The sequence below is a fragment of the Pseudonocardia sp. ICBG601 genome (assembly GCF_020496245.1).
Window position 1 is genome coordinate 632,585 of record NZ_JAHLJA010000150.1, and the last position, 24,878, is coordinate 657,462.

At 74.7% G+C, this 24,878-nt stretch carries 24 protein-coding genes; 7 read left to right on the top strand and 17 right to left on the bottom strand.

Translation table 11 applies throughout. The annotated features are described in order from the left end of the window. Positions 1–65 precede the first annotated feature (65 nt). From KPL57_RS48595 to KPL57_RS48625, 7 genes are all read right to left on the bottom strand, one after another. On the bottom strand, positions 66–407 hold the full coding sequence (locus KPL57_RS48595) for a BlaI/MecI/CopY family transcriptional regulator (RefSeq protein ID WP_100880464.1): 342 nt from the start codon (positions 405–407) through the stop codon (positions 66–68). A gap of 73 nt (positions 408–480) precedes the next feature. Beyond that, positions 481–990 (bottom strand): L,D-transpeptidase, encoded by a 510-nt coding sequence (locus KPL57_RS48600; RefSeq protein WP_226357213.1) that lies wholly within the window; start codon positions 988–990, stop codon positions 481–483. 192 nt (positions 991–1,182) lie between these two features. Further along, positions 1,183–1,923, bottom strand: a complete 741-nt coding sequence (locus KPL57_RS48605; RefSeq protein WP_226357214.1) for an enoyl-CoA hydratase — start codon at positions 1,921–1,923, stop codon at positions 1,183–1,185. Between the two features lie 10 nt (positions 1,924–1,933). Then, positions 1,934–4,261, bottom strand: a complete 2,328-nt coding sequence (locus KPL57_RS70830) for an FUSC family protein (protein ID WP_226357215.1) — start codon at positions 4,259–4,261, stop codon at positions 1,934–1,936. 41 nt (positions 4,262–4,302) lie between these two features. Continuing rightward, positions 4,303–5,286: an SGNH/GDSL hydrolase family protein gene (locus KPL57_RS48615; RefSeq protein ID WP_226357216.1), complete on the bottom strand. Its 984-nt coding sequence runs from the start codon at positions 5,284–5,286 to the stop codon at positions 4,303–4,305. 193 nt (positions 5,287–5,479) lie between these two features. Beyond that, positions 5,480–6,796 carry an adenosylmethionine decarboxylase gene (speD, locus tag KPL57_RS48620; protein WP_226357217.1) on the bottom strand — a complete coding sequence of 439 codons (1,317 nt, stop codon included), beginning with the start codon at positions 6,794–6,796 and terminating at the stop codon, positions 5,480–5,482. Positions 6,797–6,807: 11 nt separating this feature from the next. Then, entirely contained in the window at positions 6,808–7,965 is a 1,158-nt protein-coding gene (locus tag KPL57_RS48625) for a type III PLP-dependent enzyme (RefSeq protein WP_264199536.1), read from the bottom strand. Between the two features lie 71 nt (positions 7,966–8,036). On the opposite strand from KPL57_RS48625, the gene KPL57_RS48630 reads away from it, so the two are divergent. Beyond that, complete coding sequence (locus KPL57_RS48630; protein ID WP_062395201.1) at positions 8,037–8,495, top strand: pyridoxamine 5'-phosphate oxidase family protein; 459 nt, start codon at positions 8,037–8,039, stop codon at positions 8,493–8,495. A gap of 77 nt (positions 8,496–8,572) precedes the next feature. Here KPL57_RS48630 and KPL57_RS48635 read toward each other — a convergent pair whose 3' ends face one another. Together KPL57_RS48635 and KPL57_RS48640 are read right to left on the bottom strand one after the other, a co-directional pair. After that, positions 8,573–9,634, bottom strand: a complete 1,062-nt coding sequence (locus KPL57_RS48635; protein WP_226357219.1) for an acyl-CoA dehydrogenase family protein — start codon at positions 9,632–9,634, stop codon at positions 8,573–8,575. Next, entirely contained in the window at positions 9,634–10,833 is a 1,200-nt protein-coding gene (locus KPL57_RS48640) for an acyl-CoA dehydrogenase family protein (RefSeq protein WP_226357220.1), read from the bottom strand. The genes KPL57_RS48635 and KPL57_RS48640 overlap by 1 nt, the downstream gene beginning before the upstream one ends. Before the next feature lie 64 nt (positions 10,834–10,897). Here KPL57_RS48640 and KPL57_RS48645 point away from each other — a divergent pair, with 64 nt between their 5' ends. After that, on the top strand, positions 10,898–12,370 hold the full coding sequence (locus KPL57_RS48645; protein ID WP_226357221.1) for an NAD-dependent succinate-semialdehyde dehydrogenase: 1,473 nt from the start codon (positions 10,898–10,900) through the stop codon (positions 12,368–12,370). 64 nt (positions 12,371–12,434) lie between these two features. On the opposite strand, the gene KPL57_RS48650 is transcribed toward KPL57_RS48645, so the two are convergent. The 5 genes from KPL57_RS48650 to KPL57_RS48670 form a co-directional block, all read right to left on the bottom strand. Continuing rightward, positions 12,435–12,758: a hypothetical protein gene (locus KPL57_RS48650; protein WP_226357222.1), complete on the bottom strand. Its 324-nt coding sequence runs from the start codon at positions 12,756–12,758 to the stop codon at positions 12,435–12,437. Next, complete coding sequence (locus tag KPL57_RS48655) at positions 12,755–14,824, bottom strand: hypothetical protein (RefSeq protein WP_226357223.1); 2,070 nt, start codon at positions 14,822–14,824, stop codon at positions 12,755–12,757. Before KPL57_RS48655 ends, KPL57_RS48650 begins: the two co-directional genes overlap by 4 nt. Further along, the gene (locus KPL57_RS48660; RefSeq protein ID WP_226357224.1) at positions 14,821–16,377 is read right to left on the bottom strand and encodes a lipopolysaccharide biosynthesis protein; all 1,557 of its coding nucleotides are present in this window, start codon (positions 16,375–16,377) and stop codon (positions 14,821–14,823) included. The genes KPL57_RS48655 and KPL57_RS48660 overlap by 4 nt, the downstream gene beginning before the upstream one ends. Before the next feature lie 13 nt (positions 16,378–16,390). Further along, positions 16,391–16,768, bottom strand: a complete 378-nt coding sequence (locus KPL57_RS48665; protein WP_062395221.1) for a hypothetical protein — start codon at positions 16,766–16,768, stop codon at positions 16,391–16,393. 100 nt (positions 16,769–16,868) lie between these two features. Then, complete coding sequence (locus KPL57_RS48670; RefSeq protein ID WP_226365085.1) at positions 16,869–17,957, bottom strand: glycosyltransferase family 2 protein; 1,089 nt, start codon at positions 17,955–17,957, stop codon at positions 16,869–16,871. Between the two features lie 567 nt (positions 17,958–18,524). Here KPL57_RS48670 and KPL57_RS48675 point away from each other — a divergent pair. From KPL57_RS48675 to KPL57_RS48695, 5 genes are all read left to right on the top strand, one after another. Continuing rightward, positions 18,525–19,397 (top strand): glycosyltransferase, encoded by an 873-nt coding sequence (locus KPL57_RS48675; RefSeq protein ID WP_308253120.1) that lies wholly within the window; start codon positions 18,525–18,527, stop codon positions 19,395–19,397. 188 nt (positions 19,398–19,585) lie between these two features. Beyond that, the gene (locus tag KPL57_RS48680) at positions 19,586–20,299 is read left to right on the top strand and encodes an energy-coupling factor ABC transporter permease (protein WP_226357227.1); all 714 of its coding nucleotides are present in this window, start codon (positions 19,586–19,588) and stop codon (positions 20,297–20,299) included. Next, positions 20,296–20,646 (top strand): PDGLE domain-containing protein, encoded by a 351-nt coding sequence (locus tag KPL57_RS48685; RefSeq protein ID WP_226357228.1) that lies wholly within the window; start codon positions 20,296–20,298, stop codon positions 20,644–20,646. The genes KPL57_RS48680 and KPL57_RS48685 overlap by 4 nt, the downstream gene beginning before the upstream one ends. Continuing rightward, the gene (gene cbiQ / locus KPL57_RS48690; RefSeq protein ID WP_226357229.1) at positions 20,646–21,410 is read left to right on the top strand and encodes a cobalt ECF transporter T component CbiQ; all 765 of its coding nucleotides are present in this window, start codon (positions 20,646–20,648) and stop codon (positions 21,408–21,410) included. The genes KPL57_RS48685 and cbiQ overlap by 1 nt, the downstream gene beginning before the upstream one ends. Further along, entirely contained in the window at positions 21,407–22,153 is a 747-nt protein-coding gene (locus KPL57_RS48695; protein WP_226357230.1) for an energy-coupling factor ABC transporter ATP-binding protein, read from the top strand. Before cbiQ ends, KPL57_RS48695 begins: the two co-directional genes overlap by 4 nt. On the opposite strand, the gene KPL57_RS70835 is transcribed toward KPL57_RS48695, so the two are convergent. The 3 genes from KPL57_RS70835 to KPL57_RS48710 form a co-directional block, all read right to left on the bottom strand. Continuing rightward, positions 22,132–22,971, bottom strand: a complete 840-nt coding sequence (locus KPL57_RS70835) for a CPBP family intramembrane glutamic endopeptidase (protein ID WP_226357231.1) — start codon at positions 22,969–22,971, stop codon at positions 22,132–22,134. The genes KPL57_RS48695 and KPL57_RS70835 overlap by 22 nt on opposite strands. A 114-nt stretch (positions 22,972–23,085) precedes the next feature. Continuing rightward, positions 23,086–24,339 carry an SPFH domain-containing protein gene (locus KPL57_RS48705; RefSeq protein ID WP_226357232.1) on the bottom strand — a complete coding sequence of 418 codons (1,254 nt, stop codon included), beginning with the start codon at positions 24,337–24,339 and terminating at the stop codon, positions 23,086–23,088. Between the two features lie 88 nt (positions 24,340–24,427). After that, the gene (locus KPL57_RS48710) at positions 24,428–24,877 is read right to left on the bottom strand and encodes an NfeD family protein (protein WP_226357233.1); all 450 of its coding nucleotides are present in this window, start codon (positions 24,875–24,877) and stop codon (positions 24,428–24,430) included. Position 24,878 lies beyond the last annotated feature (1 nt).

The following is a 24,878-nucleotide window of genomic DNA, read 5'->3' on the forward strand; positions in this document are numbered from 1 at the left end:
GCGGAGCGCGCGGCGCGGCGCCGCATCACCCCCGCGACCGGACAGGGTTCTCGACCGTCCGGCGCTCAGCCGAGCAGGTCACGCAACCGCGACCGCTCCTCCTCCGACATCGACCCGAGGAACCGCGCGAGGGCGGCACCCCGGTCGGACGCGTCGTCGAGCGCGTCGGTCATCAGCTCGGCCACGTGGTCCTCCCGGCTCGCCACCGGGCGGTAGTGGTGGGCGCGGCCGTCGCGGATGCGCCGGACCAGCTGCTTGCGCTCGAGCCGCCCGAGGACGGTGAGCACGGTCGTCGTGGCCAGGTCGCGGTCGGCGAGCTGGTCCTGCACCTCACGGGCGGTCATGTCCCGGTCGGTCTCCCAGAGGACGTTCATGACCGCCCGCTCCAACTCGCCCAGACTCGTCACGAAGGTCATCCTACGCGATCCTTTCTACCTCGCGTAGAACCCCTGCGGGAGATGGCTCACACCGGGCGTGTCGTCAGTGGATCTGCACCTGGTCGCCGACCTGGAGGTAGCCGAACCACCGGCGGGCGTCGGCCTCGGCGAGCTTGACGCAGCCGGCCGAGGGGGTCGAGAGGTCGCCCTGGTGGAAGGCGATCCCGCCCTGGGCGAAGAACACCGACCACGGCATCTGGGTCAGCCGTTCCCGGCTGGTCCACTGCTCGGCCTTCCACTGCACGGCGAAGGTGCCGGTCGGCGTCGGGGCCTCCGGGTCGCCGGGTCGCATCGCGACCGGTCCGGCGACGACCTGACCGGCGTCGACGAGCCAGGTGGAGCGGCTCTCCAGGTCCACGCAGGCCCGCGCCGAGGACGTGCACGGTGTGCCCGGGACGAGCTCGCCGGTGGCGACCTGCCGGTCGGTGGGGTCGGGCTGCTCCGACGGCTCGGCCAGGGCGGGACCCGCCACGAGCCCGGCGGTCAGGGCGCCGGTCAGTGCGACACCCACCGCGAGGAGCCCGGCGGTCCGGCTCCGTCCCCGTGCCCGCATCCGTCCGCTCCTCCGCCGGGCCCGGCGGGCTCGACGTCCTCGGCCCGCCCGGACCGACCGGACGCGCTGCGCAGCCGGTCGGTTCCGGACGGTAGCCCAACATGATCTTGGGCTGAACGGGTGTATCGCATACCGCCGATCGACGGTTGCCGGGGTGCGCCGGACGGTCGTTGCGGCGTCCAGCACCTCCGGTCAGCGGCCCCGGAAGACCGGGGTGCGCTTCTCGGTGCGGGCGGCGCGGCCCTCGGCGATGTCCTCGGCGGCCCAGCAGCCGCGGAAGTCCGCGGTCAGCCCGTCGACGACGGCCGGGTCGGTCTGCCCGCCGCGGCCGAACGCGTCCACCGAGCGCTTGTTGTAGGCCAGGGTCAGCGGGGCCATGGAGGCGATGTCGCGGGCCAGGGCGAGCGCGGCGTCGCGGTCGCCGAGGGTGTCGGCGAGGCCGCGGGCGTGCGCGGTGGTGGCGTCGACGGTGGCGCAGGCCAGCAGCAGGCTGCGGGCCGTGCCGCCGCCGGCGATCTGCACCAGGCGCTCGATCGTCCACGGGTCCACGGCCAGCCCGAGCCGCGCGGTCGGCAGCCCGAACACCGCCTCCGGGGCGGCGACCCGCAGGTCGCAGGCCAGGGCCAGCTGCAGCCCGCCGCCGATCGCGGGCCCGGTCACCGCGGCGACGGTCGGCATCGGCAGGTCGGCGACCGCGTGCAGCCCGGTGTAGAGCGCGTCGAGGAACTCGTCGGTGTAGACCTCGCCGAAGTCGGCGCCGGAGCAGAACGCCGGCCCGTTCCCGGCGACGACCACCGCCCGTGCGCCGGCCGCGCGGACCTCGGCCGCGGCGTCGACCAGCTGGCGGCAGGTCGCGATGTCCAGGGCGTTGCGACGCTCAGGGCGGTTCAGCTCGATCAGACCGACGTCGTCGTGGGTACTCACGGAGATCACGGGCCGGACCCTAACCCGCGGCCGCGGCCCCGGACCCGTCCGCGTGACCGGCGCCGCGCCCGGCGGGGGCGGGCTCGCTCCAGGTCTGTCCGCACAGCTCCCGGGCCAGCCCGACGGCGAGCTGGTCGATCCGGCGCAGCAGCCGCGCCGCGGCCAGCCGGCGCGTCCGCTCGGTCCCGGCACCGGCGGCGGTCCGCGACGCCGCGTCCGCCTCGGCGGCGTCGAGCAGCTCCTCCGCGGAGCCGACGCCGTAGTCGGCGGGACCCGCGCCACTCGGGTGCTCGCGCCGGTCGGCGGGGCCCCAGCCGTCGTCGAGGATGCGGCGCAGGCCGTCGAGGTCGGCGCGGACCCGCTCCGCCGCGGGCTCCAGGGTCGCGGCCCAGCCGGGCACCGACGCGGTCGCGGCCTGGGCGGCGAGCTGGCGGGTGTAGTGGTCGACGGCCCCGACGACCCGCACCGTGTGGTGCACCCCGCGACGCAGCGGCCTGCGGGCGACGGGGTGCTGCAGCGGCACCGCGCGGGTCCGCACGGTGGCCACCGCGGTGTCGACGGCGCGGGCCTTCTCCAGCGGGTCACCGGCGCCGGGGCGGCCCAGCGCCGCGTCGACCGAGGTGCGCAGGGAGACGTCGACGGCGGTGAGGGCGTCGTCGAGGGCCTCGGCGAAGGCCGTGCGCGAGCGGGTGGGCAGGATCAGGTAGGCGGCGAGCATGCCCAGCGCGCCGCCGACGACGGTCTCCTCGACCCGCAGCACCAGGGTCTGCACGCTGAACTGGCCGATCACGCCGTAGAGCAGGGCCAGCACCGCGGTGATCCAGAACGCCATCATCGCCTGCGAGATCCGCACCAGGTACAGGGCGAGGAACACGCAGACGAACAGCAGCGCGAGGCTGGCGACGACGTTGCCACCCACCAGCAGCGCCAGGAGCATCCCGGCCACGACCCCACCCGCGGTGCCCACCGCGCGGGCCCAGCCGCGGCTCAGCACGTCGCCGCGGCTGGCGGTGCCGGCGAACACCACGAACGCGGCGATCACCGCCCAGTACCAGCGGGCCGGGGAGATCAGCTCGCCGACGACGATCGCGAGGCTGGTGGCGACGCCGACCTGCACGGCCTGGCGGGTGTGCAGCGCGAGCCCGCCGAACCGGTCCCGGCCCGCCGGCGGCTCCACCTGCTCGGGGACGGGCTCGGGTGCCGGGTCGCCGCCCGCGGTCTCCCGGTCGCTGTCGTGGTGCTCGGCGATCCGCAGGCGGGCCTGCTCGACAGTGGTCTGCATCGCGTCGGCGAGCCGGACCACGGCGAACCCGATGCGCTGCTCGCGCGCGGCGGGCCCGACCCCGGCCGGCCGGTCCACGATGCCGGCGACGGCGGACCGTGCGCCGTCGTAGAGGCGGGCGGCGATCGCGCCGGGCGTCCCGACAGCCGTGGCCGCGGCGAGGGCCCGCAGCCCCTCGGCCAGCTCGGCGCGGTCGTCGTCGGTGATCGGGTCGTGGTGCTCGACCGACCGGCGGACCGACATGGCGACCCGTTCGGCGGCGAGCTCGGAGTCGATGATCCACTGCCGCAGGCCCGCGACGGGCCCGGCCGCGGCGTCGGGGCCGTCGTCGGTGTCGTCGAGCCGGTCGGTCACCAGCAGCGCGGTCTCGTTGAGCCGGGCCTGAGCGCGCACCAGCGGGTCGAGGTCGGGCTCACCGGCGGTGGTCTCCACCGCCTCGACGGCGGTGAGCAGCAGCGCGTGCAGCCGTGCCTCGAACGCGCGGAACAGCGCGTCCAGCACGGCCTCGGAGCGGCGGGTGAACACCAGGCAGCGCAGCAGGAAGGTGCTGCCGATGCCGATCACCGCCCCGGCCAGCAGGAACGGCAGCTCGCCGGGACCGGCGTGCAGGAACTGCACGAAGAAGAACGGCATGAACGCCGCCATGCCGAGCGCGACCCCGCGCGGCCCGTACCGCCGGACCGCGACGGCCACCATCATGACCAGGACGAACACGACGTCGGCCGCGACCCGGTTCGTCGCCAGCAGCGCGGACACCGTCGCCGACGCCGCGGCGGGCAGGACCATCAGGGCGGTGGTGACGCGCCGCCGTCGCAGGTCGTTCTCGTTCACCGCCAGGTTGCTGATCATCGCCAGCACCACGGAGAACAGCACGATCGTGATCGGCTGCCCGGTCAGGGCGCGCAGCACGCTCGCGGCGACCGCGGCCAGCAGCATCGCCGCGGTCGCGACCGAGGCCAGGTGCAGCCGGGTGTGGCCCGGGTCGACCGCGGCCGCCCACGTCCGCAGCTCGCCCCACCGGGCCGGCACCGGCAGGCGTCGTCCCCGCTCGACCGTCCCCGTCACGGTGCGAGTCTGACACGCACCGCGGCCCGGAGGTCCCCGCCTCAGTTCGCGGTGCGGGCCTGCGGCGGCAGCGACGCGGTCGGCACCGGGTTGGTCGCCCCCGGGACCGGCTGCGAGGTGGGCCGGGCGACCCGGATGCCGAGCACGTCACCGGCGGCCGCGGCCATCGCGCGCATGCCCTGGGCGTTGGGGTGCACCGGGGCGGCGGGCGAGGTCGGGACCAGGCCCTCGACCCACTTCACGCCGGGCAGCGTGCAGGCGTCGTGGCCGATGGTCGGGGTGTAGGTGTCGACGTAGTCGACACCGGCGTCGCGGGCGGCGTCGGCCAGCATCGCGTTGAGCTTCTTCTCGGTCTCGCGCAGGTAGGCGGTGTCGCCCGGGCTGAACGGGATGACCGGGTAGCAGCCGGGACCGGTGTCCGGGAGGATCGACGGGTACCCGACGACGGCGACCCGCGCGGCCGGCGACCGGTCGCGGATCTTCGCCAGCACGTCGGACACCTTGGACTCGGTGCCGTCGATCCGCTCGGCGAGCTGGTCGGTGCCGCCCGCGGTGTAGAAATCCTTGCAGGCCGCGCCGAACAGGTTCGCCGAGGAGCGGCGCACGCACTCGGTGATGATCCCGGAGAAGCCGATGTCGTTGCCGCCGATGGTCAGGGTGACCAGCGACTCGGAGCCGTCGAGGGCGTCGAGCTGCGGCGGGTTCGGGCCGGCCTGGACCTGCTGGGGAGCCGTCATGTCCTCGGTCGTCGCGCCGCTGCAGGACACGTCGGTGAAGCGGCCGATGCCGGCCGAGCGGGCGAGCACCGACGGGTAGTTCTGGTTGGAGCGCAGGCACCCGGACGGCGTGCCCTGCTGCACCGGGACCAGCGGGCCCGCGGCGTAGGAGTCGCCCAGGGCGACGAAGCGCCCGACCGGGGCGGTGTCGAGGTTGCGCGCGGACAGCGTGGTCTCGGCGAACGTGGTCGGCGCCTCCGCCTGCGCGGGCGCGAGGGCGCTCATCCCCGCCGAGCTCAGCAGGGTCATGGTCGCCACGGCGAGCCACCGGGACGGACGGGGACGGCGCACGGGCTCTCGGACCTCCGGTCGGACGTCGCCGGCGTGGGCACGCCGGTCCTGTCCGATCAACGATCATCGTCGCCGACCGGTTACGCCCCGTTCGGCGCACGTGACGGGCCGGGTAGGACCCGGCCCGTCACGCACCGTGGGCGGGGCTCGCTCAGTCGGTGAGCCTGCGCAGCGACAGCGGCGCCACCAGGCGGTGCCGCAGCGCGGTCGCGTCCCAGAGCTCCGGCTGCGACGGCATCGACGCGAGCCGCCCGGCGGCGACCGCGCCGGGGTCGTCCATCGGCTCGCGGACACCGGCGAGGAAGGCCCACTCGTGCTCCTCGCAGCCGATGTAGACCCCGCGCCCGCCGGTCTCGCCGAACACCGCGGCGAAGCGCTGCCAGGCCGAGCGCAGCGTCGCGTCCCGCCACACCGCCGGGCTGCCGGCCTGGAACACCAGGACCCCGCCGGGGGTGAGCCGCTGCGCGCAGGCGCGGACGAAGTCCTCCTCGTAGAGCCGGTTGATCTGGGCGTCGGGCTCGTCGGGGCGCTCGTCGGGCAGGTCGACGACCACCAGGTCCCAGTGCTCGTCGGAGTCCAGGACGAACTGCCGGCCGTCGCCGTAGGTCAGGTGCACCGGGCCGTCGCCGCGCTCGGCCGCGGCGAGGGACTCGGGGGTGTAGCCGTAGGGCAGGTGCTCGGCGCAGATCCGGACGGCCTCGGCGTCGATGTCGACGTGGTCGACCCGGCTCGCACCGGCCGCGACCGCCATCTCCGACGCGACGCCCTCCGAGGAGCCGACGATCAGCACCCGGTCCAGCTCGCGGGCCAGCAGCGCACCCGGCCACACCAGCGCCTCGTGGTAGGTGAGCTGGGTGTGCTCGGTGGACTGGCGCTCGTCGTCGCAGAACAGGGTGACGCCGTGCGCGGTGTCGGCGACGACGACGTGCTGGAACCCGGTGTGCGCGACGTGGTGGACCCGGCCGAGGTCCCAGCGCCGGGTCAGGCCGGGCGAGATGGGCTCGGTGACCGTGCGCGGGGCGCCGCCGCGGGCGACGACCTGCAGCGCGGTGTCGGTCGCACCGACGCGGTCGGCGAGGCGGCGCACGGCGTCGACCGGGTCGGCGCTCTCGCCGCAGGTGAACACGTCGACGTGCATGCCGCCGTGCTCGGGCCAGGTGTGGATCGAGGCGTGCGACTCGGCCAGGACCGCGACGACGGTCGCCCCCTGCGGCTCGAACCGCTCGACGACCACCTGGCGGACCTGGGCCCCGGCCTCGGTCAGCGCGGCGGTCAGGTCGCTGCGCAGGCGTTCGCAGTCGTCGAGGATCTCGGGGGCGATGCCGCCGAGCTCGGCCAGGACGTGTCTGCCGACCGGTGACGACGTGCTGGGCAGCGCGGGTGCGCCCGTCCCGAGCCCGACGGCCGGATGCAGTTCTCCGGCCGCGGCGGCGGGCACGGACATGATCGGCGAGGTGGAGGATGACACGTCCGGACACGTTAACCGGGATGTGGGAGCGACGCCCCCTCCCCCGCGACGATCACCTCGAGCGGTCCGAACCCGTTGAACCCCACCGAGGCGTAGCTCGAGGTGTAGGCGCCGGCCCCGATCAGGTCGACGACGTCGCCCGCGGCCAGGTCCAGCGGCAGCGCGACCGGGGTGCGGCGGTAGATCACGTCGTCGCCGTCGCAGGTGGGGCCCGCGACGACGACCGGTCCGCACGGCCCGGTGCGCCCGGGCACGCGCAGCGGGTAGGCGATCGCCTCGCCCTCGGTCTCGGCGAGGCCCTGGTAGCGGCCGACGTCGAGGTAGACCCAGCGGCGGTGGTCGACGCCCGGGCGGCGGGACACGCGCAGGACCCGGGCGCGCAGCACCCCGGCCGGGGCGACCAGCGCGCGGCCCGGCTCCAGCAGCAGCGTCGCGCCGTCCACGTGCCCGGCGTCGACGGCCGTGGCCACCGCGGCGCGCACGGCCGCGGCGTAGTCCCGCGCGGGGGCGACGGCGGCGCGGTAGGCCACCGGCCAGCCGCCGCCCAGGTCGAGCTCGGGACGGCGCAGCCCGGCCCGCCCGGCGGCCGCCAGCGCGAGCGCGACGGCCCCGGCGTAGGTGGCGGGGCGGGTCTGCTGGGAGCCCGCGTGGAAGGTGACCCCGGCCGCGACCAGGCCACGGTCGGCGACCCGGCGCAGCAGCGCGACGGCGGCGTCGGGCGGCGCCCCGAACTTGCCGTGGAACGGCGTCGCCGAGCCGGTGTCGTCGACCGAGAGCCGGACCTGCACCCGGGCGCCGGGGACCTCGGCGGCGAGGGCGTCGACGTCCTCGGCGCTGTCGGTGACGAACCGGGTGACGCCGTCGCGGGCGGCCCGGGCGGCGGCACCGGGGCCGCGCACCGGGTTCCCGTGCTGCAGCGTCGCCGGGTCCGCACCGGCGGCCAGGCACAGGTCGATCTCGGCCTGGGAGGCGACGTCGAACCCGGCCCCGGCCGCGACGAGGGCGCGCAGCACGGCGGGCTCCGGGCAGGCCTTGACGGCGTAGAGGATGCGGGCGTCACCGAACGCGGCGGCCAGCGCGCGGTAGCGCTCCCCGGCGACGGCGGGGTCCAGCGCCAGGTACGGCGTGGGACGGTCGATGGCGAGAAGCTGCTCCAGGCCGGGGCTCAGGTCGTGCACGTGGTGATGCTCTCCCCGGCCGCACCACCCGCACCGGCCGGGGTCTGATCTAGGTTCGGACCATGACCGCACCGAAGCCGCAGCGCCGCGCCCGGAAGATCGCGATGACCCCGGAGGAGGTCACCGCCTTCCTCGACGCCGAGCGCACCTGCCGGGTCGCCACCAACGGCGTGAACGGCCCGCACGCCACCCCGCTCTGGTACCTCTGGGACGGCGAGGCGCTCTGGCTGACCTCGCTCTCGCGCTCGCAGCGCTGGGCGGACCTGCAGCGCGACCCGCGGATCGCCGTCGTCGTCGACGCCGGGCACGACTACACCGAGCTGCGCGGGGTCGAGCTGCGCGGCTCGGTCGAGGTCGTCGGCGAGGTGCCCCGCACCGGCGAGCCGAACCCGGAGCTGGAGCGGGTCGAGCAGGCCTTCGCCGCGCGCTACACCGGCGACCAGGTCGTGATCGACGGACGGCACGCGTGGCTGCGGCTGCGCCCGGAGAAGATCACCAGCTGGGACTTCCGGAAGATGTGATCGCCGGGCGTGAGGGCCCGGTGCCGGATGTGGCACCGATCCCCTCACCCGTGGCGATCACCGGGTTCGGGCCGGGTTCAGGGCCGCCCGGTCACCAGCGGCCAGAGCCCGTCGGCGCCCGCGTCCAGCGCCGCCGCCCCGACCCGGTCGTTCCAGAACGCCTCGTCGCCGTCCTCGTCGCGCCAGGCCCACAGCCGGGTCGTGACCAGCCGCAACGCGTGCTCGCGGGTGAACCCGATCGCCCCGTGCACCTGGTGGGCGATCCGCGCGACGGCCGTCGCCGCCTCCGAGCAGCGGGCCTTCGCCGCGGCGACGGCGAACGCGGTCTCCGGGGCGGCGAACCCCGCGCGCCGCGCGGTCGAGGTCGCGGCGGCGGAGGCGGCGGAGGCGGCCGCGACCTCGGCGCCCGCCTCGGCGAGCATCTGCTGCACGGCCTGGAAGCGGCCGATGGGACGACCGAACTGGGTGCGCTCCCCGGCGTAGGCGACCGAGCGGGCCAGTGCGCCGCGGGCCGCGCCGGCGAGCAGCAGCGACCGCGCCAGCGCCGCCCGCAGGGTCAGCTCCGCGGCCGCCCCGGCGGGGGCGGTGCCGGTGGCCAGGGGCGTGACGCCGTCGAGGGTGAGGCCGTCGCGGGGCTCCTCGGCGAGGTTGGCACCCTCGGTGACCGCCGCCGCGCCCGTGTCGAGCACGAGCACCCGGTCGCCGTCGAGGACGACGACCGCGGCCAGCGAACGCCCCCACGACACCCGGGTCAGCGTCGCCGACACCGTGCCGGCCGTGCCGCCGCTGCCGGTCACCGTGCCCCCGGCGGTCCCGGCCGGGCGGTCCCCGCCGGTCGCGTCGGTGACGACGGCGGCCAGCGGCCCGTCCGGCACGGCGAGCCCGGCGGCGCGGGCCAGCCACCCGGCGAGCAGGTCGGTCTCGGCCAGCGGCAGGCGGGCCGCGTCGGCACCGGCGACCTCCAGCAGCACGGCGGCGTCGTCGAGGGTGCCGCCGGTGTCCGGGTCGGTCAGCGAGGTCAGCCCGGCCCCGGCGCACGCCTTCCAGGCCGCGGTGTCCAGGCCGGTCCCGTCGCGGTCGTCGGACCCGGCGGCGAGGATCGAGGCGGCCAGGTCGGCCAGGTCGCTGTTGCGGGCCATCAGCGCAGTCCCATCCCCCGCGCGACGATGCCGCGCAGGACCTCGTTGGTGCCGCCGCGCAGGGTGAACCCGGGCGCGTGCAGCACGGCGTCGGCGAGCAGCCGGGCGAACCCGGACTCCGCGCCGGGGTCCGGCGGGATGTCGACCAGCAGCCGGGCGGCGTCGACGATCTCGTTCTCGTAGCGGGTGCCGAGGTCCTTGACCAGGGCCGCGGCCAGCTCGGGGGCCCGGCCGGACTCCAGGGCCCCGGCGACGGCCAGCGACATGGCCCGCAGCGTCCACAGCCGCGACACCAGCGACCCCACGCGACGACGGGTGCCGGCGTCGGCACGGCCGGCACCGGCGAGCTCGCCGACCAGCGACGCCAGCAGCGGATAGGTCGACAGGAACCGCTCCGGTCCGGAGCGCTCGAACGCGAGCTCGCCGGTGACCTGGGCCCAGCCGTTACCCAGCTCGCCGAAGACCCGCGCGTCGGGGATGAACACGTCGTCGAAGCGGACCTCGTTGAAGTGGTGCGCCCCGGTGAGCAGCGGGATCGGGCGGATCTCCACCCCGGGCGAGTCCAGCTCCACCAGGAACTGGGACAGCCCCGCGTGCCGGTGCGCGTCGTCGCGCGGCTCGGTGCGCACCAGCGCGAAAAACGCGTGCGCGTGGTGCGCTCCGGAGGTCCACACCTTGGTGCCCGACAGCCGCCACCCGCCGTCGACGCGGGTCGCCCGGGTCCGCACCGACGCCAGGTCGGAGCCGGAGTCCGGCTCGGACATGCCGATGCCGAAGTACACCTCGCCACGGGCGATCCCGGGCAGGAACGCGCGACGCTGCTCCTCGGTGCCGTGGCGCAGCAGCGACGGCCCGATCTGGCGGTCGGCGATCCAGTGCGCGGCCACCGGGGCGCCCGCGGCGAGCAGCTCCTCGGTGATGACGTAGCGCTCCAGCGCGGTCCGGCCGTGCCCGCCGTACTCGGTGGGGATGGTCATCCCGAGCCAGCCGCGCTCCCCCAGCCTGCGGGAGAACGACTCGTCCCAGCCGGACAGCCACACGTCCGCGCGCGGGGTCCAGCGGGCGGCGCCGCGCTCGTCGTCGAGGAAGGACCGGACCTCGGCCCGCAGGTCCGCCAGCCCGGCGGGGAGCTCGACCGGGTCGGGCACGAGCTCGGGCAGGGCCGCTGCCGGTGTCGATGTCGCTGCCACAGGCCTCATCATGACCCAGCCCCGCCGGCGCCGCCGGTGTCTATGGGCCGACTCACCGGGGTACGTTCCGGGCATGACCACCAATGCTGACGAGCGCAGGGTGCTGGATGCCGTCCCCACCGGCCTGTTCATCGGCGGCCAGTGGCGGCAGGCGGAGAACGGCGCGACCGCGAAGGTGGAGGACCCGGCCACCGGAGAGGTGCTGACCGAGGTCGCCGACGCCTCCCCCGCCGACGGCATGGACGCCCTCGCCGCCGCGCACGCCGCGCAGCCCACGATCGCCGCGATGGCGCCGCGGGAGCGCAGCGAGATCCTGCGCCGCGCCTACGACCTGCTCCACGAGCGGATCGACGACCTGGCCCTGCTCATGACCCTGGAGATGGGCAAGCCCTTCGCCGAGGCCAAGGGCGAGGTCGTCTACGCCTCGGAGTTCCTGCGCTGGTTCTCCGAGGAGGCCGTGCGCATCGACGGCGGCTACCAGGTCGCCCCGAACGGCCAGACCCGCTTCCTCACCATCCGCCAGCCCGTCGGGGTCTGCGTGTTCGTGACCCCGTGGAACTTCCCGCTGGCCATGGGCACCCGCAAGATCGCCCCGGCGGTCGCCGCCGGCTGTGCGTCGGTGATCAAGCCCGCGCCGCAGACGCCGCTGACCATGCTCGCGTTCGCGCAGGTGCTGGCCGACGCCGGTCTGCCCGACGGCGCCCTGAACGTCATCAACGCCACCGACGCCGGCGCGGTGATGGAGCCGATCCTGCGCGACGGCCGCGCCCGCAAGATGTCGTTCACCGGGTCCACCCCGGTCGGGAAGCTGCTGCTGTCCCAGGCCTCGGACAAGGTCATGCGCTCGTCGCTGGAGCTGGGCGGCAACGCCTCGTTCATCGTGCTCGACGACGCCGACGTCGACGCCGCCGTCGAGGGCGCCATGATCGCCAAGATGCGGAACATGGGCGAGGCCTGCACCGCCGCGAACCGGTTCTACGTCCAGCGCGGCGTCGCCGAGGAGTTCACCGCGAAGCTCGCCGAGCGGATGGGCGCGCTCAAGGTCGGCCGCGGCACCGAGGAGGGCGTGAACGTCGGCCCGCTGATCGACGCCAAGGGCCTGGACAAGGTGACCGACCTGGTCGCCGACGCCGTCGCCGCCGGCGCCTCGGTCGCGATCGGCGGGAAGGCCCAGGACGGGCCGGGCTACTTCTACCCGCCGACCGTGCTCACCGACGTGCCGGTGAACTCCCGGCTCAACCACGAGGAGATCTTCGGCCCGGTCGCGCCGATCACCGTCGTCGACAGCGCCGACGACGCGCTGGCCGCGGCCAACGCGACCGAGTTCGGCCTGGTCAACTACGTGTACACGCGCGACCTGAACCGGGCGCTGCACATCGCCGAGAACCTCGACAGCGGCATGATCGGGCTCAACACCGGTCTGGTGTCGAACCCGGCCGCCCCGTTCGGCGGCGTCAAGGAGTCCGGGCTGGGCCGCGAGGGCGGCAACGTCGGAATCGACGAGTTCCTGGAGACCAAGTACGTGGCCATCGGCTACAGCGGCTGACCCCACGCACGACCGAGGGCCCCGGTGCCGTACGGCACCGGGGCCCTCGTGTGTCGCGGGTCGGTCAGTTGGCCGGGGCCGCGGGTGCCGCCGGGGCCGGGGCCTGCGGCTGGATCGGCACCGCCGGGTCCTGCCCGGGCAGCGGCTCGGCGGGCTGGGTCACGTCGGCCCGGCCCCCCGAGACGAGCTCAACCAGCTCGACGCCGCCGTTGAGGGTCAGCATCACGACCACCAGCGCCACCGAGGCGACGGCGGCCGCGGTGAGCCCGCGCTGCGCGGACCCGCTGGTGACCAGCCGGCCACGGCTGGTCTCCACCACCCAGGCGCGGGCGGCGAACACCGCCAGCATCAGGCCGAAGGCGAGCCAGGTCAGGAGGAATCCGTTCACGGGTTCGGCACCTCCCCGCCGGCCGCCGGGGCCGGGGCCGTCGCCGGTGCCGGGACGCCCGGCGCCGGGAGCGGCTCGTTGCGCACCAGGATGGCGTCGAAGCCGCTCTCGTAGGTCGCGCGGTACTGGCCCGACGCGATGAGCTGGTTGCGGATCTCGATCGTCCAGCCCGGCTGGCGGTCGTTCAGGACGACGCCCTGCTTCTCGATCGCCGGGTAGAACAGGATCGTCTGCGGCTGGACCTGGTCGATGCAGCGGAACGGGTCCGCGGCGAGGACCGCGCAGCCCTGACCGCCCGAGGCCATGTTGTTGTTCTCGCCGACGCCCTCCAGGGCGTAGGGCCCGACCGTCGACAACGGCTGCACCGTCGCCCCGGGCGGCGCCTCGGCGTAGGCCTTGCGGGTCATCTGGACGTCCTCGGTGGTGACGTCGGTGTAGGCCTCGTTACCGCCGCGGATGAAGATCAGCAGCCCGAAGACGACCACCATGCCCACCGCGAGCAGCCGTTCGCGCTTGCGGTCGACGCGGGCGAAGGCCCGCAGCGCGTCGACGGCCAGGATCGACAGGATCGGCAGGCCGTAGAGCAGCACGCGCAGGAGCAGCTCGCCGCCGTAGCTCTGCACGACCGCCATCCCCATCGGGATGATCGCCAGCAGGATCGGCACGAGGTCGCGGCGGCGGCGCCAGTAGACCCAGGCACCGGCGAAGCCGAGGACGTAGGTCAGGCCGGTCATCGCGACCCGGAACCCCTTGCCGACGAGCTGGCCCGTGTCGCCCTGGAAGCGGTCCGCGACGCCGGCCTGCAGCGCGCTGCCGTCGTCGCCGCTACCGATGATCATGCTGATCTGGTTCATCCAGAAGTCGCGGGCGCCGATCAGCACGAACACCGTCACCGCGGCGATCGCGACGATCACCAGCCCGCGGCCGCGGAACCGGCCGACGACCGCCAGCACGGCCAGCTGGCCGATGATGGCGAACGGGGTCAGCTGGTGGGCCGGGGCGACGGCGATGACGCACAGCGCCGCGCAGAAGTAGATCAGCAGCAGCTGCCGGGCGGGCAGCGTCGGTGTGTTCGGCGGGGTCAGCGCCGACACCAGCCAGCGCCGCCACCGGGGCAGCGGTGGCGCCCCGCGGTGGGCCCGTGGCCAGCCCGGGACCCCGGCGTTGTCGACGCGGCGGGTCGCCAGCGGGCCGAGCGCGAAGGTCAGCACCGTCAGCAGCAGCACGATCGCGGTCGCCTGCGGCGAGAAGTAGTCCTGCTCGATCCAGTTCAGGCCGATGAACAGCCAGGCCGCGACCCACGGCGCGCGGGTGCCCCCGAGCATCGAGCGGGCCAGGGCGTAGACACCGATCGCCCACACCGCGGTGACCGCGGGCGGGTACCAGCGCAGGATCGTGTCGAGCTGGTCGGCGCCGGCGGCGTCGCGGATCCAGGCCCACTGGGCGAAGAACGCGGGCCAGTAGAACCGCGCGTCCACGCCGGTGGGCGGGACGCCGTTGTTGCGGGCGACCGCGTCGACGAACCCGGAGATCAGCCAGGCGGTGGTGAACCGGGCCTGCGGCTGCACGACCGAGGGCAGGCCGGTGGAGCACAGCAGCAGCACACCCGTCGCGGCACCCAGCATCGGGATGCGCGGGCGGCGCGACCAGAGCTCGAGCAGGCAGGCGCCGATGGCGAGCAGCAGCGCGACCCACGCGAACGGGCTCAGCGCCGGGGCCAGGCCCCAGCCGCCCAGGTCGGACAGGTCGGTCGTCGCGGCGGCGACGGGCAGCAGCAGCACCGCGAGCACGGCCAGGACCGGCGCGCCCCAGACCCACAGCGGGGACAGCGGCTCGGCGGTCTCGGGTGCGGGCGGCGGGGGCGGCGGCGGGCCGTCACCGGGCGGGCGCGGGACCGGGCCGCGGACGGCCATGGTCGGCGAGTCCGGGCCGGGCGGCGTGACGAACTGGGTCCGCTCGCTCGCGCTCTCCTCCGCGACGCGGGTCCGCGCGACGGCGGGCTCCTCGCCGCGGTGGCCGCGGGTGGACGGGTCGGGGCCGCCCGTCCGGCGGGTCTCCGACGTCACGACTTCACCTCCGGTGTGCTCCGGCGGTTCCACGCCGGGACGAATCTGAGTGCCAGTGCGCAGAGGATCTGCGCGCCGACGTAGCCGAGGACGACCGGCAGCATGGTCATGCTGACCGATGCGGTTCCGGGGTCCGGCAGCGGGACCAGACCGGCGAAGACCACGACCAGGCCGGTGTTGAGCAGCTGGATCTTCGCGTAGCCCATCCCGTCGCCGTCGGCCTGGCGGCGGGCGAGCTCGAACACGACGATCAGCCGGAAGAACAGGCCGCCCATGAGCACGGCCAGCGCCGGGGCGCCGGGCGCGTAGCCCTCACCGAGCAGCGACAGCACCGGGTAGCCCAGTGCCGCGCCGAGCCCGAGCGCCGGGACGAACAACAGGAGCATCCGGCGCCGGGCGACGCGGGCGAACTCCTCGGCGCGGTGCGGCTCCCGGGCGGTCTGCACGGTCAGGGAGTTGGTGAAGAACGTCGCGGCCAGGTCGATGACGGTCACCGCCTGCCAGCAGATGAAGAAGACCGCGCCGATCTCGTTGCCCATCCGGAAGTTCGCGAACAGCGGGACCTGGTTGTAGAGCAGCGCGTTGCCGCACTGCGCCAGCGCGGTCGGCGCCAGGAACGCGATCATCTCCGGGCGCGACGGCAGCGTGCCCGGCCCACCGGAGCGGGCGAAGCGCCGCACCATGAACCAGAGCAGCACGGTGCCCGCGGCGATCCACAGCACGACCGGGATCGCCCAGGACAGCACCAGCGCCTCGGAGGCGAGCGTGGTGCCCAGTGCCAGCAGCAGCACGATCCGGGTCACGGCGAAGGTGCCGTTGCGCCACACCGCCACCCACGGCCGCCCGATGGCGACCATGACGAAGTCGTGGACGACGAACACGCACCAGCCGGCGCAGGTCAGGACCAGGACGACCAGGCCCCAGCCGAACGATCCGCCGCCCGCGGCCTCCGCGACCCGGGGCACGAGCGTGCCGTAGATCAGGCCGATCAGCCCGGACAGCGGCATGATCAGCAGCAGCGAGCCGAAGGTGAGCCGGACCGACCTGCGGCCGGCGCCGGGAAGCCAGCGCAGCAGCGCCAGCCCCAGGTTGAGCTGGGCGACGCCGCCGATCAGCTGGAAGGCCGACACGAACTCCGAGGCCCGGCCGACCTCGGCCTGCGGCATGATCCGGGTCGCGATCAGCACGCCGAGCAGCCCGGCGACCGAGCCGAAGCCGGAGCACAGGGTCAGGGCGATGCCGTCGCCGATGCCGCCGTTGCGGTCCGGGACCTGCTCGCCGTCCTCACCGCCGCCGTCTCCGCCGCCCGGTCCGGGCGGTGGGGTGGGCGGCGGGGTCGGCGGGTTCTCGCCGGGACCGCGAAGCCCGACCAGCGGCGGGAGGTACTCGGTGTGCTGCTCGGCGTTGCGGCGCGAGTGCGCCCGCGCGTGGGCGGTGGCGAGACGCTGGGTCGGGGCGTCCGGGTCGACGCCCGCCGCCTGCGGTCCGGGGACGGGGCCGGGACCGGACGTACCCGCGGCGGGGCGGGGACGCGCCGGCCCGACCGGCCTCACCGGGAGGTCCCGCTCACTGGGCCACCACGGCGTGGCGCAGCAGGAACGGGACCGACAGGAGCGTGACGACGAACAGGGCGACGCTCGGGTACCAGAGCCCCAGGCTGACCATGAGCTGGCCGCCGATCAGGGTGACGGCGGTACCGACCCCGAGGGTCAGCAGCCAGACGTGCGCGGCGGGCGCGCGGCGCAGGAAGCCCGCGGCGGCCCAGCCGGGACCCAGCAGCAGGAAGCCGATGGTGACCAGCAGCCGGAACTCGCCCAGCGCGCCCCCGCTGATCCCGGCGATGCTCAGGCCGCAGGCGATGACGCCGGCGGCGACGAGCAGGATCGCCACGTACCGCCGCGCGGTCCTCGCGCGGGTCAGCTCTGCTGCGGACTGCACGCTCACCGCGGCTCACTCCTCTTCACTGGTGGTTCTCCCGGCGCCACGCCCCTCGTGGGGCGTGGGCCGGTGGGGCACGGACCGGCCCGATCCGGTCCCGGGGCGCTCAGGACGCCTCTTCCCCCCATGCGTACCGCACACCGGTCCGCTCGGGACGGGCGGACCCGTCGCGCTCGGCGCCGACGGGGCGCTGCTCGCGGGCGACCGGCGACGGGGCCGGCTGCTGCGGGGCGGCCTGGCCCGCACCGGGCTGCGGCTGCGGGGCCGGACGCGACGGCTGCTGCTGCGGGCGCTGCGGGGCCGGAGCGTCGGCGTGCGGCCGCGGGGCCGGGCGCTGCGGCTGCGCCGCCGGGACGGCACGGTCCGGCACCGCGGGCGGCACCGGCGCCGTGGCCGGGGTGGCGGGCACCGCCGGGTGTCCGGCGGGCGGGACCACCGCGGCGGGGCCGGGGACGGCCGTGCCGGGTGCGGCGGGCCGGTCGTCGCGACCGGCACGGCGCCGCTCGGCGGCGAGGGTCCGCAGGACGCGGGTGCCGTCGGCGAAGGTGCGCAGGTTCGTCTCGCCGAACATCCGCTCCTTCTCCACCGAGGGGACCTCGGTGATCGACAGACCGGCGGCGGCGACGCGGCAGTTCAGGACCGTCTCGATCTCGAACCCGTCGCCCCAGTACATCCCGCCGTCCGGGTGCGGCGGCATGTCGACCGCAGGCAGCTCCAGCAGCGGCAGGATGTCGGCCCAGAAGGCGTTGTAGCCGTAGCAGAGGTCGCTGTAGCGGGTCCCGAACAGAGTGTTCGCGATCAGGTTCAGACCGGCGTTGCCACCCTTGCGGAGCAACGTGATGTCGTCGCTGCCGCCCCCCTTGGTGAACCGGCTGCCCTTCGCGAAGTCGGCGCCCTCGACGAGCGCGGCGACGAAGCGCGGGATCTCCTGCGGGTCGGCCGAGCCGTCCGCGTCGAACATGACGATGGCGTCGCCGGTGGCCGCGGCGAAACCGCAGGCCATCGCGTTGCCCTTGCCCTTGCGGGTCTGGCGGACGATCCGGACGCCGGGCAGGACACGGCGTGCGGTCTCGACGGTGCCGTCCTTGGAGTCGCCGTCGACGACGATCACCTCGTACACGGCGGGACGCACGGCCGCGACGGCCGGCAGGACCACCTCGAGGTTCCGTGCCTCGTTGCGGGTCGGCACGATCACCGACACCCTCGGTTGGTTCGGACGACGTGGTCCGTGGTCAGGGCGCTTGTTCACCGGTCTCTCCCCCGAATCGATCGGTCCTGGCGCGCGGTTGGCGAGCAGTGCGTGTCCGGTCGTGACGACGATGCCGACCTCGACCGGATCCGTTACCCCACAACGGGGGTCATCCGGCATATCTCCGGCGCCGTCGGTCGCGTTACGTGACCCGCACCGCATCGGGTGTCGCCCGGACGGCGCAAGGCCTCCGGACTCCGTCGCCGCGGCGTGGACCGACCACGCGAACACGACGACGGATACTACGGACGTCGCCCGGGCCGCCGCGGCGCGGGACCGGCCCTCCGGGGCCCCGGCCGACGAGCGGTGATCGTCGGGCGGCGAGCGGCGGGACGTCCGGCCGGTGATCACGGTGCGTATCCGTTCCGTCCCGATGGTCCCGGTCGGACGTCACTCGTCCGCGCCGCCGTCCGGCCCGCCGACCGGGGCGGGTAGCGTGGGTCGCCGCCTGCTCGTCCGATCCGTTCCACCCCTGCGAGGTACCCGATGAGGCCCGGCGGCTTTGTGCCCAGCGTGTCCGTCTGCATCCCGGTCTACAACGGCGAGGCCTATCTCGCCGAGACCATCCGCAGCGTGCTGGAGCAGACCTGGCGGGACTTCGAGCTCGTCGTGCTGGAGAACGGCAGCACCGACGCGAGCTGGGAGATAGCGACCTCGTTCCGCGACCCGCGGATCCGGGTCGAGCGCAACCGGCAGACCCTGCCGCAGGGCGACAACTGGAACCGCGCCGTCGAGCTGTGCCGCGCACCGCTGGTAAAGCTGGTCTGCGCCGACGACCTGCTGCACCCGCGCTGCCTGGAGCTGCAGGTGCCGCCGATGCGCGACGACCCGTCGCTGTCGGTGGTGGCCTCGCGCCGGCACATGATCGACGAGCAGAGCCGGGTCATCGTCCCGCGCCGCGGCCTCGGCGGCGGCCTGGTCGGGCTGCACTCGGGCAGCGAGGTCGCACGGCGGGTCATCCGCAACGGCGCGAACCCGATCGGCGAGCCGGGCAACGTCCTGTTCCGTCGCGAGCAGTTCGTCACCGCGGGCGGGTGGCGCCCGGAGCGGCGCTTCATCATGGACCTCGACCTCTGGATGCGCCTGCTCCAGTACGGCGACTTCCTCGGCGTCCCGGAGACCCTGGCCGCGTTCCGGATCGCCCGCGGCTCGGTCTCCTCGGAGTTCGAGCAGCAGATCTCCGAGGAGCAGCAGCTGCTGTTCGACGAGCTGGGCGACTCCGGGGTGTTCGACGTCCGCCCGATCGACGTGCGGATCGGCCGGCTCGCCCTGCCGCTGGGCCGGGCCCGGCGCAAGGCGCTGTTCAAGGTCTCGCGCATCGCCGCCCGCAAGGACGACAAGCTGATCGCCGAGCGCGACGAGGCCGCGGCGGCCGACGCCCGCTGACCGCGGGCGCCCGACCGCGCGCCGCCCGGACGGACGGCATCCCGGACTCTCCGATCGGCGGGGCCGATACCGGACATCCGGGACATGCAGTCGCCTATCTACTGCCAGGTCTTTGCGGCAGCACTGCCGTCGCGTTGAATCCCCTCACCCGGCCGGGTGGCGGCCGGTCCGACCGGTGAGGGGGCGCGATGCAGACGCACGCGGTCGCCATGCACATGAGCGACGGGCTGGTGAACGGCCCGACGGCGCTGCTGTTCGCCGTCGTCGCGGTCATCGCGCTGACGGTCGCCGTCCTGCGCGCCCGCGCGGATCTCGACGACCGCACCGCGCCGATGGCCGGGCTGGTCACGGCGTTCGTCTTCGCCGTCCAGATGATCAACTTCCCGATCCTGCCCGGGGCCAGCGGGCACCTGCTGGGCGGTGCGCTCGTCGCGATCCTGGTCGGCCCGTGGGTGGGCATGATCGCGATCTCGATCGTGCTCGTCGTGCAGGCGCTGCTGTTCGCCGACGGCGGCATCACCGCGCTGGGCCTCAACATCACGAACATGGCCGTGATCGGGGTGGTCGTCGGCTGGCTGGTGGCGCGCTCGCTGCGCCGGTTCGCGGTGCGTTCCCGCGGCGGGCTGGTCGCCGTCGCCTTCGTCGCGGCCCTGCTCAACACCGTCGTCGCCGCGATGGGCTTCGTCCTGGAGTACGCGATCGGCGGCGCCGGCGGCGCCACCCTCGGCACGGTGTTCGCGCTGATGGGCGGGCTGCACGTGCTGATCGGCATCGGTGAGGGCGTGATCACCGCGGCCACCGTGGGCGCGGTGGCCGTCGCCCGGCCGGACCTGGTGTACCTGCTGCGCGGCACCGGGCGCCCGCTGGTCCGCCGCTCGACCTCCGAGGAGGGTGCGCGATGAGCGCCACCGCCCGCCGTCGCCCGCTGCTGTTCTTCGCCGGGTTCCTGATCCTGTCCCTGGTCGTGGCCGGGCTGGTCTCCTCCTTCGCCTCCCCCGACCCCGACGGCCTGGACACCGTCGCCCGGGACGGCTGCACCGCGGTCGCGACCCCGGACGGCGGGGAGCGGCTGGAGGGCACCTGCATCGCGGCCCACGAGAGCGACCACGCCATGGCGTCGAGCCCGCTCGCCGGGTACTCGGTCGTGGGCGGCGAGGGCACCACCGGCGTCGCCGGGGTGGCCGGGGTGCTGGTGACGGTCGTCGTCGCGGGCGGGGTGTTCCTGCTGCTGCGCCGCCGGGACGGCTGATGGGCGCCGGGCACGCGCACCCGCTGTACCTGCACCGCGACTCCCCCGTCCACCGGCTCCCACCCGAGGTGAAGATCGTCTCGGCGCTGCTGGTGGTGGTCTGCGTGGTCGCGACCCCGCGCGAGGCGTTCGCGGTGTTCGGCGGGTTCGCGCTGCTGCTGGCTTCGGTGTGGGCGATGGCCGGGGTGCGCCCCGGCTGGATCCTGCGGCGCTCGGTGATCGAGCTGCCGTTCGTGGTGCTCGCGGTGCTGCTGCCGTTCACCGGCCCGGCCCCGACGCTGGACTGGCTCGGCCTCACGCTGTCCCAGCCGGGGCTGCTCGGGGCGTGGAACATCCTGGTCAAGGGCACCCTGGGCGTCCTGACCTCGCTGACCCTCGCGGCGACGACGCCGATGCGCGACCTGCTCGTCGGCCTGCAGCGCCTGCACGCCCCGGCGATCGTCACCACGATCGCCACCCTGATGCTGCGCTACACCGACGTGATCACCGGCGAGGCCCGCCGGATGCGGCTGTCCCGGATCTCCCGCGGCCACGACCCGCGGTTCCTGTGGCAGGCCGGGGCGACCGCCCGCGGGATCGGCTCGCTGTTCGTGCGGTCCTACGAGCGCGGCGAGCGGGTGCACCTGGCGATGCTGTCGCGCGGCTGGACCGGCACCATGCCGCCGTCGGGCGACGCCCCGACCACGTCGCGGCAGTGGCTGGCCGGGCTGACCGTCGCCGGGGTCGCGGTGCTGCTGGCCGGGTCCGGCTGGGTGGCCGCATGAGCGCGCCGTCGCTGCGGCTGGCCGACCTCGCCTTCGCCTACCCCGACGGCCACCAGGCGCTGTTCGGCGTCGACCTGACGATCGCCCCCGGCGAGCGGGTCGCGCTGCTCGGCCCGAACGGCGCCGGGAAGACCACCCTGGTGCTGCACCTCAACGGGATCCTCGGCGGCGGCGGGGACGGCGCCGCGGGCACCGTCGAGGTCGGCGGGCTCCGGGTGGAGAAGCGGCACCTGCGCGAGATCCGCCGCCGGGTCGGGATCGTCTTCCAGGACCCCGACGACCAGCTGTTCATGCCCACCGTCGCCGAGGACGTGGCGTTCGGCCCGGCGAACTTCGGGCTGCGCGGGCCCGCGCTGCGCGAGCGGGTCGACGAGGCCCTGGCCGCGGTGGGGATGGCCGACGCCGCCGACCGCTCCCCGCTGCACCTGTCCGGCGGGCAGCGCCGCCGGGTCGCGCTGGCCACGGTGCTGGCGTGCGACCCGGAGATCCTGGTGCTCGACGAGCCGTCGTCGAACCTGGACCCGGTGGCCCGCCGCGAGCTGGCCGAGGTGCTGCTGGGGCTGGGCCGGACCATGCTCATGGTCACCCACGACCTGCCGTACGCGCTGCAGCTGTGCCCGCGCAGCGTCGTGCTGGACGGGGGCACCGTCGTCGCCGACGGGCCGACCCGCGAGCTGCTGGCCGACGCCGAGCTGCTCGCCCGGCACCGCCTGGAGCTGCCCTACGGCTTCGTGCTCGCCTGATCCCGGCCCACCCGGCGGCGCAGGACGAGCACCGCCAGCAGGATCACGACCAGCGCGCCGAAGGCGACGAACTCCATCGACGTCGGTCGTGCCGGGTCGACCTGCGTGCTCAGCACGCTGAAGTCCCACCAGCCGTGCGCGAGCATCGCCGCCGTCAGCGCCCCGGTGCTGCGGAACACGAGGTAGAACACGAACCCGGTTCCCGTGGTCAGCACGACCTGCAGGAGTGCGTTGCCGTACTCACCGGTGACGAGCCCGTTCGAGCCGTGCGCCACACCGAAGACGACGCTGGTCCACAGACCGACCCGGAACTCGCTGCACCCGCTCCGGCGGAAGACCTGCACCCCGACGCCGCGGAACAGGAGCTCCTCGGAGAACCCGACCATGAGGGTGGCGACCAGCAGCGCCCCGGTGAAGGTGAGGCCCTTGCCGGCGAGGCCGCTGTAGTCGGTCACGACCAGGCCGGTCACCAGCAGCACGACCGGGATCGCCAGGACCCAGGCGCGCAGCCGGCGGGGTTCGACGAAGACCGTCTGCCAGGCGCGCAGGTAGGTCACGATCCCGAGGACGAACGCGGCACCGATCCCGACCGGGACGACGACCTGCCGGAGGATCGCGTCCGTGGAGGTCAGGCCGTGCGCGTCGGCGCCCGGCTCCGCGGCCAGCAGGAGCACCGCGCCCTGGACCAGGACCAGGTATCCGACGACCAGGACCAGGAACTGCCACACCTGCAGCCGCGGCCCCCGGGAGCCGGCGTCCTCCGGGCGGTCGCTGCCCGGAGCCGCACCCGCGTGCCCGGGTGTCGAGGCCGTGACCACTGTCGATCTCCTTCTCGTCGGCTGATCGGGAGCCGTTGTACACGACACCGCCCCACCCGGCGAACCGGATGGGGCGGTGTCGTCACCGTTCGGGTGACGTGCGGCCGAGGTGGCTCAGCCGCGCTGCTCCTGGCCGTTCGGGTGGCCCTGCACCGCGCCCGGGGCGCCGATGCCGGGGACCTCGCGGGAGGCCTCCAGCTGGGCCGGGGCCGCACCGCTGCCGCCGTTGCCGGCCTCGGCGCCGGGGACCGGCGGGACGTCCGAGCCGACCGGCGGGACCTCCTGCTGGGCCGCCGCGGTGGCCGCCGCGACCTGCTTGGCGATCTCCGGGTCGGACGAGGTGTCGAACCAGTCCTCGACGCCGTCGTCCTCGGCGGGCCGGGAGACGGTGCCGTCGTCGGGGCTGGGCTCGTAGCGGAAGACGCCGTCCTCGCCGGGCGCACCCAGCATCCGGGTGAAGCCCTCCAGGGCCTTCCCGAAGTCGGACGGGACGACCCACAGCTTGCTGGCCTCGCCCTCGGCCATCTGCGGCAGCGTCTGCAGGTACTCGTAGGCCAGCAGCTCCGGGGTGGGCTTGCCGGCCTTGATCGCGGCGAACTTCTTCTCGATCGCCTTCGACTCACCCTGCGCCTCGAGGTACAGCGCGGCCCGGCGGCCCTGCGCCCGCAGGATCTCCGACTGCCGCTCGGCCTCCGCGGCGAGGATGGCCGCCTGCTTGGCGCCCTCCGCGGTGAGGATCTGGGACTGCTTGTTGCCCTCGGCGCTGCGGATGGCCGACTCCCGCTGGCCCTCCGCGGTGAGGATCATGGCCCGCTTCTCGCGGTCGGCCTTCATCTGCTGTTCCATCGAGTTCTGGATCGAGGGCGGCGGGTCGATCGCCTTGATCTCGACCCGGGCGACCCGGATGCCCCAACGCTCGGTGGCCTCGTCCAGCTCACCGCGCAGCGCCGTGTTGATCCGGTCCCGCGAGGTCAGCGTCTGCTCCAGCGTCATGCCACCGACCACGTTGCGCAGCGTCGTGGTGGTGATCTGCTCGACACCGGCGATGTAGTTGGCGATCTCGTAGACCGCCGCCTTCGCGTCGTTGACCTTGAAGTACACGACCGTGTCGATGTTGACGGTCAGGTTGTCCTGCGTGATGACCGGCTGCGGCGGGAACGACACGACCTGCTCACGCAGGTCGACCCGCTCGCGGGTGCGGTCGACGAACGGCACCAGGATGGCGGGGCCGCCCTCCCGGATGCTGTGGTAGCGGCCCAGCCGTTCGATGATGTAGGCCCACTCCTGCGGGACGATGACGACCGACTTGACGACGATCGTCACGACCAGCACGAGCAGGATGATGCCGATGATGAACTCGGCGCCCATGTGCTCTCCCCTCCTGCGCGCCGGAGAACCGGCGCCCGTGTCGCCCCGGAGTCCCCGGGGCGTCGTGCCGTCCCACCGCGGTGGCGGGTCAGGACGGCGGTAGCTCCCCCCGACCGGTGACGAGCACGGCCGCCCCGGTCACCTGCAGGATCGTGACGGTGGCGCCGGCCTCGAGGACCTCCACCCCGTCCATCGACCGCGCCGACCACACCTCGCGCCCGATCCGCACCTGCCCGCGCTCGCCGTCGACGCGCTGCACGACCTCGGCGGAGGCGCCGACGAAGCGGTCCTGGTGGCGTTCGAGCGTGCCCATGTGCTCCTGCAGCCTGCGTTTCGCCACCGGTCGCACGGCCAGCAGCAGCAGTACCGCGACGGCGCCGCCCACCCCGGCGGCCGGGAGGAGCGTCAACCCGAGTGCGGCCCCGGCCGCCGCGGCGAGTGCGCCGCCGCCGAGCATGACGAGGAACAGCTCTCCGGACACGACCTCGCTGCCGATCAGTACGAGACCGATGAGCAGCCAGATCAGTGCCGGATCCATG

Excerpts from the sequence above, each read along its gene's own strand:
- KPL57_RS48705 (WP_226357232.1), bottom strand. The coding sequence starts at position 24,339 with ATGGGCGCCGAGTTCATCATCGGCATCATCCTGCTCGTGCTGGTCGTG.
- cbiQ (WP_226357229.1), top strand. The coding sequence starts at position 20,646 with ATGGGCGCCGGGCACGCGCACCCGCTGTACCTGCACCGCGACTCCCCC.
- KPL57_RS48645 (WP_226357221.1), top strand. The coding sequence starts at position 10,898 with ATGACCACCAATGCTGACGAGCGCAGGGTGCTGGATGCCGTCCCCACC.
- KPL57_RS48680 (WP_226357227.1), top strand. The coding sequence starts at position 19,586 with ATGCAGACGCACGCGGTCGCCATGCACATGAGCGACGGGCTGGTGAAC.
- KPL57_RS48630 (WP_062395201.1), top strand. The coding sequence starts at position 8,037 with ATGACCGCACCGAAGCCGCAGCGCCGCGCCCGGAAGATCGCGATGACC.
- KPL57_RS48615 (WP_226357216.1), bottom strand. The coding sequence starts at position 5,286 with ATGACCCTGCTGAGCTCGGCGGGGATGAGCGCCCTCGCGCCCGCGCAG.
- KPL57_RS48685 (WP_226357228.1), top strand. The coding sequence starts at position 20,296 with ATGAGCGCCACCGCCCGCCGTCGCCCGCTGCTGTTCTTCGCCGGGTTC.
- KPL57_RS48635 (WP_226357219.1), bottom strand. The coding sequence starts at position 9,634 with ATGGCCCGCAACAGCGACCTGGCCGACCTGGCCGCCTCGATCCTCGCC.
- KPL57_RS48710 (WP_226357233.1), bottom strand. The coding sequence starts at position 24,877 with ATGGATCCGGCACTGATCTGGCTGCTCATCGGTCTCGTACTGATCGGC.
- KPL57_RS48600 (WP_226357213.1), bottom strand. The coding sequence starts at position 990 with ATGCGGGCACGGGGACGGAGCCGGACCGCCGGGCTCCTCGCGGTGGGT.
- KPL57_RS48640 (WP_226357220.1), bottom strand. The coding sequence starts at position 10,833 with ATGAGGCCTGTGGCAGCGACATCGACACCGGCAGCGGCCCTGCCCGAG.
- KPL57_RS48695 (WP_226357230.1), top strand. The coding sequence starts at position 21,407 with ATGAGCGCGCCGTCGCTGCGGCTGGCCGACCTCGCCTTCGCCTACCCC.